Origin of the sequence: Ectopseudomonas khazarica, assembly GCF_017915135.1 — a bacterium.
Lineage (GTDB): Bacteria > Pseudomonadota > Gammaproteobacteria > Pseudomonadales > Pseudomonadaceae > Aquipseudomonas > Aquipseudomonas khazarica.
In genome coordinates this window covers 554,230-567,191 of the sequence record NZ_CP068551.1, presented here as the reverse complement: position 1 = coordinate 567,191, position 12,962 = coordinate 554,230, and the positions used below count along the sequence as shown (strand labels likewise).

The window sequence follows — 12,962 nt, the reverse complement described above, 5'->3', positions numbered from 1 at the left end:
GGCTTGCCGCTTGCGGCTTTATTGCGGGTTGGCACGGGTGCTGGACAGCAGCGACTTCAGGCTGGCCGCTTTCGGCTTGACCAACCAGAACTTGCGCAGGTAGTCGTCCAGGTTCTCCAGCAGGTTATGGCCCCACTCACTGCCGGTTTCCGCGACGTACTCGGCCAATACGCTTTCCAGGTGGCTGCGATAAGCCTCCATCGCCTCGTTGTTGATGCGCTGGATTTCCACCAGCTCATGGTTGACGCGGTCGTAGAAGCCGTTGTCCAGGTCGAGCACGTAGGCGAAGCCGCCGGTCATGCCCGAACCGAAGTTGTAGCCGGTCTTGCCCAGCACGCAGACGAAGCCGCCGGTCATGTATTCGCAGCAATGGTCGCCGGTGCCTTCCACCACGGCATGAGCGCCGGAGTTACGCACAGCGAAACGCTCGCCGGCGGTGCCGGTGGCGAACAGTTTGCCGCCGGTGGCGCCGTACAGGCAGGTATTGCCAATGATGGCGCTGTCCTCGGTGGCGAACGGGCTGCCAGCAGGCGGGGTGATGACGATCTTGCCGCCCGTCATGCCCTTGCCCACGTAGTCGTTGGCGTCGCCTTCCAGGCACAGGTTCAGGCCGCCGGCGTTCCATACGCCGAAGCTCTGACCGGCAGTGCCCTTGAAGCGGAAGGTGATCGGTGCGCCGTTCATGCCCTGGTTGCCGTGGGCACGGGCGATCTCGCCGGACACACGGGCACCGATGGAACGGTCGCAGTTGCCGATCTTCAGCTCGTACTCGCCGCCCGTCTTGCCGACGATGGCGTCCTTGGCCAGTTCGACCATCTTCTCGGCCAGCAGGCCCTCGTCGAACGGCGGGTTCTTCGGCACCTGGCAGTACTGCGGCTTGTCGGCCGGGATATGCGCACTGGCGAGCAGCGGCGACAGATCCAGGTTGCCCTGCTTGGCAGTCTCGCCCGGCAGCACCTCGAGCAGATCGGTACGCCCGATCAGGTCCTCGAGGCGGCTGACGCCGAGCTTGGCCAGCCACTCGCGGGTTTCCTCGGCGACGTAGGTGAAGAAATTCATCACCATCTCGACGGTACCGATGAAGTGGTCCTTGCGCAGCTTGTCGTTCTGCGTGGCCACGCCGGTGGCGCAGTTGTTCAGGTGGCAGATGCGCAGGTACTTGCAGCCCAGGGCGACCATCGGCGCGGTACCGAAGCCGAAGCTCTCGGCACCGAGGATGGCGGCCTTGATCACGTCCAGGCCGGTCTTCAGACCACCATCGGTCTGCACCCGCACCTTGCCGCGCAGGTCGTTGCCGCGCAGGGTCTGGTGGGTCTCGGCCAGGCCCAGCTCCCACGGCGCACCGGCATAACGGATGGAGGTCAGCGGCGAAGCGCCGGTGCCACCGTCATAGCCGGAAATGGTGATCAGGTCGGCGTAGGCCTTGGCCACGCCGGCGGCGATGGTGCCCACCCCGGCTTCGGCCACCAGCTTGACCGAGACCAGCGCCTGCGGGTTGACCTGCTTGAGGTCATAGATCAGCTGCGCCAGGTCTTCGATCGAGTAGATGTCGTGGTGCGGCGGCGGCGAGATCAGGGTCACGCCCGGCACGGCATAGCGCAGCTTGGCGATCAGGCCGTTGACCTTGCCACCCGGCAGCTGGCCACCCTCACCGGGCTTGGCGCCCTGGGCCACCTTGATCTGCAGCACTTCGGCGTTGACCAGGTATTCCGGGGTCACGCCAAAGCGGCCGGTGGCCACCTGCTTGATCTTCGAACTCTTGACGGTGCCGTAGCGCGCCGGGTCCTCACCACCCTCACCGGAGTTGGAGCGGCCACCCAGGCGGTTCATCGCTTCGGCCAGTGCCTCGTGCGCCTCGGGCGACAGGGCGCCCAGGGAGATACCGGCGGCATCGAAGCGTTTGAAGATCGACTCCAGCGGCTCGACCGCATCGAGGGCAATCGGTGTGGCGGATTCCTTGACCTTGAGCAGGTCGCGGATCATCGAGGCCGGACGGGTATCGACCAGCGCCGAGTATTCCTTGTACTTCTCGTAGTTGCCCTGCTGCACGGCGTCCTGCAGCGTACGCACGACGTCCGGGTTGTAGGCGTGGTATTCGCCACCGTAGACGAACTTGAGCAGACCGCCCTGCTGGATCGCCTTGCGGTTGTTCCAGGCTTCGAAGGAGAGCAGCTTCTGCTCGCTTTCGATGTCGACGAAACGCGCGCCCTGGATGCGGCTGGCGACGCCACGGAAGCACAGCCCGGTGACTTCATCGGCCAGGCCGACCGCTTCGAACAGCTGCGCGCCACGGTAGGACGCCACGGTGGAGATACCCATCTTCGACAGGATCTTCAGCAGACCCTTGGAGATGCCCTTGCGGTAGTGCTTGAACACTTCGTACAGGTCGCCCAGCACTTCGCCGGTGCGGATCAGGTCACCCAGCACTTCGTAGGCGAGGAACGGATACACCGCCGACGCACCGAAGCCCAGCAGCACCGCGTAGTGGTGCGGATCACGTGCCGTGGCGGTTTCCACCAGGATGTTGCAGTCGCAACGCAGACCTTTCTCGGTCAGGCGATGGTGCACGGCACCGGTGACCAGCGCCGCGTGCGCCGGCAGCTTGCCCGGGGCAATGTGACGGTCCGTCAGTACCAGCAGCACCTTGCCGGCGCGCACGGCTTCCTCGGCCTGGTCGGCCATGTTGCGCACGGCCGCTTCCAGTCCCAGCGCCTCGTCGTAGTTCATGTCGATGACATGACGATCGAAGCCGGGGCGATCCAGATTCATCAGCGCGCGCCACTTGGCCGGCGAGATCACCGGGCTGCTGAGGATCACGCGGGTGGCGTGCTCGGGCGACTCGCTGAAGATGTTGCGCTCGGCGCCCAGGCAGATCTCCAGGGACATGACGATCGCTTCACGCAGCGGGTCGATCGGCGGGTTGGTGACCTGGGCGAACTGCTGACGGAAGTAGTCGTAAGGCGAACGCACGCGCTGGCTGAGCACCGCCATCGGGGTGTCGTCGCCCATGGAGCCGACCGCCTCCTGGCCCTGTTCGCCGAGCGGACGCAGCACCTGGTCACGCTCCTCGAAGGTGACCTGGAACATCTTCATGTACTGCTTGAGCTGATCCGGGTCATAGAAGGCCGAACCATGGTCGCGGTCTTCCAGGGTCGCCTTGATGCGCTGGGCATGCTTGCGCAGCCACAGCTTGTAGGGGTGACGCGACTTCAGGCGGCTGTCGATGGACTCGGTGTCCAGCACCTGGCCGGTCTCGGTGTCGACCGCGAGGATCTGCCCCGGACCGACACGGCCCTTGGCGATGACGTCCTCGGGCTGGTAGTCCCAGACACCGATTTCCGAGGCCAGGGTGATGTAGCCGTTCTTGGTGGTTACCCAGCGCGCCGGGCGCAGACCGTTACGGTCGAGCAGGCACACGGCATGGCGACCGTCGGTCAGGACCACGCCGGCGGGGCCGTCCCACGGTTCCATGTGCATGGAGTTGTACTCGTAGAACGCACGCAGGTCGGCGTCCATGGTCTCGACGTTCTGCCAGGCCGGCGGAATGATCATGCGCAGGCCACGGAACAGGTCGATGCCGCCGGTGACCATCAGCTCGAGCATGTTGTCCATGCTCGAGGAGTCGGAGCCGACGCGGTTGACCAGCGGGCCGAGCTCGTCCAGGTCGGGGATCAGTTCGTTGGCGAACTTGGTGCGACGCGCCTGCGCCCAGTTGCGGTTGCCGGTGATGGTGTTGATCTCGCCGTTGTGGGCGAGATAGCGGAAGGGCTGCGCCAGCGGCCACTTCGGCAGGGTGTTGGTGGAGAAGCGCTGGTGGAAGACCGCGATGGCGGTCTGCAGGCGCTCGTCACCCAGGTCCGGGTAGAACTGCTGCAGGTCCGCCGGCATCATCAGGCCTTTGTAGATGATGGTCTTGTGCGAGAAGCTGCAGATGTAGTGATCGCTGTCGTCGGCATTGGCCACCGAGGAGCGACGGCGCGCGCTGAACAGCTTGATGGCGAATTCCTGGTCGCTCAGACCCTCGCCACCGATGAACACCTGCTCGATCTGCGGCAGGCGCTCCAGCGCCAGCTGGCCGAGTACGCTGGTATCGACCGGCACCTTGCGCCAGCCGACCAGTTGCAGGCCGGCCGCGAGGATTTCGCGGTTCATGTTCTCGCGCGCGGCCTCGGCCTTGGCCGCATCCTGATTGAGGAACACCATGCCGACGGCATATTGCGCGGGCAGATCGACGCCGAAATGCTCCTGGGCCATCGCACGCAGGAACTGATCAGGCTTCTGGATCAGCAGGCCACAACCATCACCGGTCTTGCCGTCGGCGTTGATACCGCCGCGGTGAGTCATGCAGGTGAGGGCCTCAATAGCGGTCTTGAGCAGGTGATGACTAGCCTCACCTTGCATGTGGGCGATCAAGCCGAAGCCGCAGTTATCCTTGAACTCATCAGGACGGTACAAACCTGCTTTCATAGGGGAAACTCTCACCAGGCTGCCTAGACCTCAGGCAAATTACTTTCTAATTCAATTGCTTAAACCCGAAAAGCAGGCACGCGCCAGCTTTGCGTAGGCAAAAGGGAGGTCATTGTACATATCCACCCATGGCGTCACAAATTTTCGTGACGAGGGGGTGAAAATTAATGTCGCAAAAACGAAGGATGGGACCGCGAGGTCGTGCTAAAGACCAGGCGGTCACCTTGGAGGCGGGGGAGCTTAGCGGCTCATTTCCTGCTGGATGCTGCCCAGGGTGCGCGGCCAGGGTTTACCCGCCTGCAGCTTGGCAGGCAGGGTTTTCACGGCAGCCTGGGCAGCGTCACGAGTGGCGAAGCTACCATAGGTCAGCACGTACAGAGGCTGGCCTTGGTGGATTTTCTTGAAGTAGCGGTACTCGCTGCCACCCTCGCGCGCCAGCGCCTGGATATTCGACTCCGAACGCGAACCCACCACCTGCAATGCATAGCGCGATGCAGGCTGCTGGGCATACCAGCTACCCGCAGCACTGGCCGCAGCCACAGGCTTGGCAGGCTCTGGTTTGGCCGGCGCAGGCTTGGCTGCCGGCGCAGGAGCAGGAGCAGGAGCAGCCGGCTTGGATGCGACGGGCTCAGGCTGCTTCGCAGGTGCAGGTGCAGGTGCAGGTGCAGGTGCAGGTGCAGGTGCAGGTGCAGCGGGGATTGCAGCGGTTGGCGCCGTTACGGTCGAGGGGACAGTGGCAGCAGGCGGCTCGAAAGTGTCCAGCTCCTCACCCGCGGCCTCGGCCAGAGGCTGACGAATGACGGCCTGCGACTCGCCGATCAGAGGCAACGGCAGCGGCTGGCTTGCACCGGCGAACTCGATGGCCGGCGCGCGCTCTTCCGTCGTTGCCAGCGGCGCTGGCGCCTCAACCTCTACAGCAGGCGAGGCCGGCTGCAGCGGCAATGACGCATTGCTGGCAACGGGCGCCGAGGAAGCGCTGTCACGCCCCTGCATGAACCAGGCAGCGGCGACACCGACAACAACCACCGCCAGGGCGAGCAGGTGCTTCTTCGGCAAAGCAAAGCCACCCCCTGCGCCACGCTCGGCGGAACGCTGCGCGAGCATCTGCTCGACCAGCAGCTCGCGGGCCTCCTGATTGATCGCTCCCGGCCAACCTTGCGCCCGCGCATGGATATCCTCGACCTGATCGTCGCTGAGCAGGTCGATCCCCTGTCCAGCGCCTTCTAGGCGCTGCGCCAGGTATTCACGCGTCTCGTCCTCGGCGTAGGGTTGCAGCTCGATCGCGTGATAGCACTCCTCACCACCTGCGAGGGCCTCCAGCCGGGCCAGCAAACCCTGTTCGGCAAACAGGAACAGATGGGGACGCCCCTCGCCATTGCCGGCCGCCAGGGCCAGAACCGCTTTCAGGGCAGCGTCATCCAGCTGATCGGCGTCATCGACCAGCAGATAGACCTCCTGCCCCGTCAGCGCCAGCTGCCCGACCTGAGCCAGGATCGCGCTCACATCGGCCTGGGCGACGGACAACCCCTGAGCCACCTGACGCAGCAACGCATCACTGCCCGTCACACCCTGCGCAACGACCACCGTCTGCACGGCCTGTTTGTTGGTACTGGCGACCAACGCCTGACGCAGCAGTGTCTTGCCGCTGCCTTCCGGCCCGACAACGGCCAGCAGCAACTGGCTGTAGCGCGCCAGGTGGTGCAGCTGCCCCAGCACCGGCTTTCTCTGCGCCGGGAAGAACTTGAAACCGGGCACTCGTGGCGCGAAGGGGTCGTGACTGAACTGGTAGTGCGCCAGGAAAGCTTCGTCAGCATGCAAACTGGTCATGAATCACTCTTCAAGAGTTGGACGACTGAGCCAGCGCCGCATAATCGCTACGCAGCGTGGCATCGAGAATTTCACGCGGGTAATCGGCGGTCACCACGGCCTCGCCCAGACGCCTGAGCAATACCAGGCGAAGCTGGCCATCGAGAACCTTCTTGTCCACCGCCATGTGCTCAAGGAACTGCTCGGGCATCATGTCTTCAGGGGGTACGACAGGCAAACCGGCGGCCTGCAGCAGGCGCACGCCCCGATCCCGCTCCGCCGCGGACAACCAGCCGAGACGATAGGACATCTCCAGCGCCATGACCGTTCCAGCGGCAACGGCCTCGCCATGCAGCCAGACCCCATAGCCCTGCTCCGTCTCGATGGCATGGCCGAAGGTGTGCCCCAGATTCAGGGTCGCACGAATGCCGGACTCACGCTCGTCGGCACCCACCACCCGCGCCTTGGCCGCACACGAACGCTCGATGGCGTAAGTCAGCGCCGCCCCATCCAGCGTACGCAGAGCCGCCATGTTGCCCTCCAGCCAGCCCAGGAACGGCTCATCGCAGATCAGCCCGTACTTGATCACCTCGGCCAACCCGGCCGACAGCTCGCGCGCCGGCAAGGTGTTCAGGCTGGCCGTATCGATCAGTACCGCCCTGGGCTGATAGAACGCGCCCACCATGTTCTTGCCCAGCGGGTGATTGATCCCGGTCTTGCCGCCGACGGAGGAGTCGACCTGCGACAGCAAGGTGGTCGGCACCTGGATGAAATCCACGCCGCGCTGATAGCAGGCAGCAGCGAACCCGGCCATGTCGCCGATCACGCCGCCACCCAGCGCCACCACGGTGGTGCGTCGGTCGTGGCGCGCGCTCAGCAGCCCGTCGAAAATCAGCTGCAGGGTCTCCCAGTTCTTGAACGCCTCGCCATCGGGCAACACCACCGACGCGGCCTTGAAGCCGTCCAGCGAACGCATCAAGGCATCGAGATAGAGCGGCGCGACCGTTTCATTGGTGACCACCGCCACCTGCCGAGCGGCGATATGCCGGGCAAGCAGCTCCGGCTGGCCGAGCAGGCCGTCACCGATGTAGATGGGATAACTGCGCTCGCCGAGTTCAACGTGAAGAGTCTGCATGAGGCCCCCAGAATAAAAAGGCCTTAAGAATAGCGCAGTTCGCCCCGCGCTTTAACGGGGCGACAGTGCTTCCAGACGCGAGAGAATTTCCTGCACCACCATGCGTGGCGGACGCTCGTCCGTCTCGATGATGATATCGGCCACTTCCCGATACAGCGGATCGCGCAGTGCCATCAGGTCTCGCAGCACCTGAGCAGGGTTGGCCGTGCGCAACAAGGGACGATTGCGATCACGCGAGGTGCGATCGATCTGCTGATCGACCGAAGTATGCAGGTAGACCACACGCCCGCCGGCATGCAGTGCCTGACGGTTCTCCGGACGCATGACCGCGCCGCCGCCCGTAGCGAGTACCAGGCCATCCTGCATCGACAGCTCGGCGATGACGGCCTGCTCGCGCTCACGAAAGCCCTGCTCCCCTTCGACATCGAAGATCCAGGGAATATCGGCCCCCGTACGCTGCTCGATCTCCTTGTCGGAGTCCTTGAAGGGCACACGCAGTTCTTTTGCAAGCAGACGCCCGATGGTGCTCTTTCCAGCACCCATCGGGCCTACGAGAATTACATTCCGCACTTAGATCATCGATTCACGGCAATAGAATTGTTGTTCATGATGCGCGGAGTGATGAAAACCAGCAACTCAGCCTTCTCGTCCTGCACGATATCGCGACGGAACACGCGGCCGATGAACGGCAGATCGCCCAAGAAAGGCACCTTCTCGGTCGATCTGGTCTGGGTATTCTCGAATACCCCACCGATCACGATGGTTTCACCATCATTGACCAGCACCTTGGCATTGACCTCGTTCTTGTTGATCGGCGGAACGCCGTTGATCGCAGCCTGGAAGTTCGGGGCGTCCTTGGTCACCTTGACTTCCATGATGATGCGGTTGTCCGGCGTGATCTGCGGCGTCACCTCCAGCGACAGAGCAGCTTCCTTGAAGGAGGTGCTGGTCGCGCCACTCGAACTGGCCTCCTGATACGGTACTTCCTGACCCTTCAGGATCTTCGCAGTTTCCTTGTCGGAGGTCACGACCTTGGGCTGGGAGATAACCTCACCATTGCCGGTCGCCTCCATCGCAGAGAGCTGCAGATCCAGTACCACGCTGCTGCCCAGGTATCCGATAGCGATACCTGAGGTGCTGTTGGCGACCCCCATATCGACGAACGGAAGGTTCGCCAGACCGTCATCAAGAGTCGTACTACCAACTTTGTCCGTCCCAAGGAAGATACGCTGACCGGTATCTTCATCGAACGCCTGCACGCCGTCCTTGCCACTCACATCCCAACGGCCATTGCGCACACTACCCCCCCAGCGAACGCCAAGTGCTTTGTTGTAATCGACATTGGCTTCGACGATTCGCGCTTCGATCATCACCTGGCGTACCGGGATATCCAGCTGGGCAATGATGCGGCGCAGCTCGTCCAGGCGCTCCTGGGTCTGATAGGCAATGATGCTGTTGGTGCGATCGTCCACCGTGACCGAACCACGGTCATCGGCCGCACCATCGGCACTGGTCACCGACTGAAACAGCTTGGCCATGTCAGTTGCCTTGGCATAGTTCACCTGGATCAGCTCACGACGCAGCGGGGCGAGTTCGGCGATCTGTTTCTGCGACTCCAGTTCCTGGCGCTCACGGGCAGCGATCTCGTCGGCCGGTGCCACCAGCAGCACATTACCCACCTTGCGTTTGTCCAGGCCCTTGGTTTTGAGCACCAGGTCCAGCGCCTGGTCCCACGGCACGTTCTGCAGACGCAGAGTGATATTGCCCGCGACAGTGTCACTGGCCACCAGGTTCAGATCGGTGAAGTCAGCGATCAACTGCAGCACGGAGCGCACGTCGATATCCTGGAAGTTCAGCGACAGCTTCTCGCCCGTGTAGGCGAAACGATCTGCATTGCGACGCTCGACATCTTCCTGGGTCAGTGGCTTGACGCTGAGGGTCAGCTTGTTCTCGGTCTGATAGGCGAGGTAATCGTAAAAGCCTACCGGCTCGATAACGATGCTCGCCTTGTCGGAACTGCCGGTAGCGTTCACGAACTGGACTGGAGTCGCAAAGTCCTTCACATCCAGACGCACACGCAAGGATTCAGGCAGCTCGGTCTTGACGAAGTCGAGCCGGATCTTGCCGCCCTGCTCCTGGATGTCAGGCGCTACGGACTTGTCGGAAAGAGTAATGACAACGTTACCTTCACCCTGCTCACCACGCTGAAAGTCGATATTGCTGATCGCTTTCGCCTGCGGACCATAGGTCTTCTTCGCTGGAGCGGGACTCGCCGCGACGGGCGCAGCAGCCGGACGCGGAGCAGCGGCGGAGTCACCGACAACGACGAACAGGTCGTTGCCGTCGACACGCGTGCTATACGGCGCCAGGCTGGTCAGATTGACGATCAGGCGCGTGCGGTCCTTGGCTTCGACGATGGTGACGCTACGCGCATTGCCGACACCCAGTTCCCGGTTCTTGGAGCCAAGCTTGTTCGATACACCTGGAAGATCCAGAGCAATGCGCGCCGGCTGTTCGATGGTGTAGCCACGCGGCGCCGTCACCGGCTCATCGAAAGACAGTTTCAGCTCGACCCGGTCCCCGGGCAGGCTGGCCACGTCCAGACCTTGCAGATTGGCCGCCAGGATTGCAGGCGACAGCAGCGCTGCCATGAAGGCGACACTAAGACGCGAAAGAGAGCCGTTCATTTTCGTATCCCGTTTGGCAGACAGATTATTTATAGTCATTTTTCACCTCGCCCCGTCAGGAGCGCTCCTTCAAGGTCAGGCTGCGTGGTCGCTCAAGCCAGCCACCCTCGCCATCCGGAACAATTTCCATTACATCGACCTTGGACTCGTCGATCAGCATGATCTTGCCGTGGTTGCGCCCCAGGTAGTCACCTACTTTCACACGATGCACACCTCCGGCGCCGTTAACCAATGCAAACAATTCACGGTCATTGCGCAACGTACCGACCATTTCGAAGGTCTCGATGTTGAAGCCTTCGAGAAACTGCTTGACGCGGCTTTCGTCCGGTTTGATGTCAGATGAGCCTTTCTGCCGGGTGACGAGGTCGATTTTGACCGGCGGCTGGAACGGGCTCCGCAGTGAAGCCGCGCCGTAGGTAAAACTCTCGTAGGGCTGAAACGTGGGCAGCGGTTCGATGGAACCTTTCGGCTTGGCACGGACCTCATCCATGTAACTGCGCAGATCATCGAAGTCGCTACTGGGGCCACAGCCAACGAGACCCAATAGCCCTACCACCAGAAGAGAGCGAGAGAACCCCATCATTTTGCCCCCTTATCGTTGTAGCGATAGGTCTTCGCCATGATCTGCATATTCAAACGGGTTGAACTGTTGCCACTAGCCGGGGCCAGCTGGAAATCATGCAAGGTCACGATACGGGGCAAACTGGCAACGCCACTGACGAAGGTGGCCAGATCGTGATAGCTGCCACTCACCTTGATCTGGATCGGCAGCTCGATGTAGAACTGCTGAGTCACTTCAGGCAGCAGTTTGATCTCCTCGAACTCCAGACCGCTTCCCAACCCCGTGCGCGTAATGTCTTCCAGAAGTCCGGGAACTTCGGTATCGCTCGGCAACTGCCGCAGCAGTGCGCCGAAGGACACTTCCATTTCCTGCATCTGCTCTTTGTAGGCCTCCAGGTTCGCGGCCTGAAAGGCCTTGCTGGAGAACTGCTGCTTGAGCGTCACCTCTTCACCCTGCCGCTGCTCCAATGTGCCCTGCAGGTCTTTCAGGTGAAAGTTGTAGCCGAGCCCGACAACGATGATGAACAGCAGCACACCTGCGATAAAGCGGATAGCGGCCGGCCAGGACCCGATGTTGTCCAGATCGAGATCATTGATATCGATGCTACGCAGACCTTCCAGCGAACTCTTGATGCTCATCGCGCGGCCTCCGTTTTTCCTTCATCCGGCTGAGTCTGCTGAACCGTCAGCCGGAACACGTTCGCCTGATCCACAGCTCCAGCCGTAACCGCCTTGACTTCAGTAAGATTCGGCGCCTTCAGCCAGTCAGAACCGTCCATATTGCGCATGAGATTCGAAACCCGATTATTCGACTCGGCAGCACCGACGATCGCGATGTTCTTGCCGGCCATCTTGACACTGGTGAAATACACGCCGTCCGGCAGCGTCCGCACCAATTGGTCGAATACGCGACCAATGATCGGCCGATTACCCTGCAGGTCCTGGATGATCTTCATCCGCTCCAACAGTTGCTGGCGACGCGTCTTGAGCTCACGGATCTCCTTGATTCGTGCATCGAGTACGGCGATCTCTTTCTTGACGAAATCATTGCGAGCACTCTGGTTGTCGATCGCGGCATTGAGCATCTGATCGCCAAGGAACACCAGACCGGCCGCGACAATGAACACGCCCGCGAGGCTGACCAGAAAGCGCTGCTTGCGCTCCTCGCGCAGTTGCTCGCGCCAGGGAAGTAGGTTGATCCGCGCCATCAGTCGAAACTCCTCATCGCCAGGCCACAGGCAATCATCAGTGCCGGCGCATCACTGGCCAGCGCACCGGCGTTGACCTTGCTGCTGAGCGCCATATCGGCAAAGGGATTGGCCACCAGCGTCTGCGTACCGATCTTCTGCTGAATCAGCCGGTCGAGATCCGGAATGGACGCGGTACCGCCTGCCAGGAGGATGTAGTCCACATCGTTGAACTGGCCGGCAGCGAAGAAAAACTGCAGCGAACGCGAAACTTGCTGAACCACCGCTTCCTTGAACGGCTGCAAGACCTCGCTGTCATAGTCATCCGGAAGACCGCCCTGCTTCTTGGCAAGACCAGCTTCCTCCACCGACAGACCATAGCGACGCTGAATTTCCTCGGTCAGCTGCTTGCCACCGAAGAGCTGCTCGCGGGTATAGATGGTGCGCCCGTTGTGCAACACGCTGAGCGTGGTCATGGTCGCACCGATGTCGACCACGGCGACCGTCAGTTCGTCATGACCACCACCGAGCTGCGCCTCCAGCAGGCCGTAGGCACGCTCGAGCGCATAGGCTTCGACATCGACCACCTTGGCGGTCACACCAGCCAGCGCCAGTGCCGCCTCGCGCACCTCGACATTCTCCTTGCGGCATGCCGCGAGCAGGACTTCGACCCGCTCCGGGTTACGCGGCGCAGGACCCTGCACTTCGAAATCGATCGCGACTTCTTCGAGCGGATAAGGAATGTACTGATCGGCTTCGATCTTCAGCTGGTTTTCCAGCTCGTCCTCGGAAAGACCCGCTTCCATCTCGATGGTCTTGGTGATGACTGCCGATCCCGCGACGGCGACGGCCGCGGTCTTGACGCCGGTCTTGGCCTTGGCCAACACGCGCGAGAGCGCCTGACCGACCCCCTCCAGCTCGGCGATGTTCTTTTCAACTACTGCGTTCGGCGGGAGTGGCTCGACTGCGTAAGCCTCTACCTTGTAGCGGCTTCCCGAGCGACTCAGTTCGAGGAGCTTGACCGAAGTCGAGCTGATATCGATCCCCAGCAGCGTATTCGCTTTCTTAGTGAAGAGCCCTAGCACGACCGTTTTCCTATTGGCATCCGCGACTTACGGA

9 protein-coding genes are annotated in these 12,962 nt (G+C 62.0%); all 9 read right to left on the bottom strand.

The window, feature by feature from the left end; genetic code table 11:
* Nucleotides 1-18 precede the first annotated feature (18 nt).
* Nucleotides 19-4,467: a glutamate synthase large subunit gene (gene gltB, locus JLK41_RS02635; protein WP_210390279.1), complete on the bottom strand. Its 4,449-nt coding sequence runs from the start codon at nucleotides 4,465-4,467 to the stop codon at nucleotides 19-21.
* A gap of 240 nt (nucleotides 4,468-4,707) precedes the next feature.
* The gene (locus JLK41_RS02630; RefSeq protein ID WP_210390278.1) at nucleotides 4,708-6,294 is read right to left on the bottom strand and encodes an SPOR domain-containing protein; all 1,587 of its coding nucleotides are present in this window, start codon (nucleotides 6,292-6,294) and stop codon (nucleotides 4,708-4,710) included.
* Between the two features lie 10 nt (nucleotides 6,295-6,304).
* Complete coding sequence (gene aroB, locus JLK41_RS02625) at nucleotides 6,305-7,408, bottom strand: 3-dehydroquinate synthase (RefSeq protein WP_210390277.1); 1,104 nt, start codon at nucleotides 7,406-7,408, stop codon at nucleotides 6,305-6,307.
* Nucleotides 7,409-7,459: 51 nt separating this feature from the next.
* Nucleotides 7,460-7,978 (bottom strand): shikimate kinase AroK, encoded by a 519-nt coding sequence (gene aroK / locus JLK41_RS02620; RefSeq protein WP_080757073.1) that lies wholly within the window; start codon nucleotides 7,976-7,978, stop codon nucleotides 7,460-7,462.
* 5 nt (nucleotides 7,979-7,983) lie between these two features.
* Complete coding sequence (locus tag JLK41_RS02615) at nucleotides 7,984-10,095, bottom strand: type IV pilus secretin PilQ (protein ID WP_210390276.1); 2,112 nt, start codon at nucleotides 10,093-10,095, stop codon at nucleotides 7,984-7,986.
* Nucleotides 10,096-10,150: 55 nt separating this feature from the next.
* On the bottom strand, nucleotides 10,151-10,675 hold the full coding sequence (pilP, locus tag JLK41_RS02610) for a pilus assembly protein PilP (RefSeq protein WP_210390275.1): 525 nt from the start codon (nucleotides 10,673-10,675) through the stop codon (nucleotides 10,151-10,153).
* Complete coding sequence (pilO, locus tag JLK41_RS02605) at nucleotides 10,675-11,295, bottom strand: type IV pilus inner membrane component PilO (RefSeq protein WP_210390274.1); 621 nt, start codon at nucleotides 11,293-11,295, stop codon at nucleotides 10,675-10,677. Before pilO ends, pilP begins: the two co-directional genes overlap by 1 nt.
* Nucleotides 11,292-11,864: a type 4a pilus biogenesis protein PilN gene (gene pilN / locus JLK41_RS02600; protein WP_047590037.1), complete on the bottom strand. Its 573-nt coding sequence runs from the start codon at nucleotides 11,862-11,864 to the stop codon at nucleotides 11,292-11,294. The genes pilO and pilN overlap by 4 nt, the downstream gene beginning before the upstream one ends.
* A complete protein-coding gene (locus JLK41_RS02595) occupies nucleotides 11,864-12,928 on the bottom strand; it encodes a pilus assembly protein PilM (RefSeq protein WP_037049850.1) in 1,065 nt (354 codons plus the stop codon). Before JLK41_RS02595 ends, pilN begins: the two co-directional genes overlap by 1 nt.
* Nucleotides 12,929-12,962: the final 34 nt, after the last annotated feature.

Coding starts and splice junctions, on each gene's coding strand:
- pilN (WP_047590037.1), bottom strand. CDS start 11,864: ATGGCGCGGATCAACCTACTTCCCTGGCGCGAGCAACTGCGCGAGGAG.
- aroB (WP_210390277.1), bottom strand. CDS start 7,408: ATGCAGACTCTTCACGTTGAACTCGGCGAGCGCAGTTATCCCATCTAC.
- JLK41_RS02615 (WP_210390276.1), bottom strand. CDS start 10,095: ATGAACGGCTCTCTTTCGCGTCTTAGTGTCGCCTTCATGGCAGCGCTG.
- gltB (WP_210390279.1), bottom strand. CDS start 4,467: ATGAAAGCAGGTTTGTACCGTCCTGATGAGTTCAAGGATAACTGCGGC.
- pilP (WP_210390275.1), bottom strand. CDS start 10,675: ATGGGGTTCTCTCGCTCTCTTCTGGTGGTAGGGCTATTGGGTCTCGTT.
- pilO (WP_210390274.1), bottom strand. CDS start 11,295: ATGAGCATCAAGAGTTCGCTGGAAGGTCTGCGTAGCATCGATATCAAT.
- JLK41_RS02630 (WP_210390278.1), bottom strand. CDS start 6,294: ATGACCAGTTTGCATGCTGACGAAGCTTTCCTGGCGCACTACCAGTTC.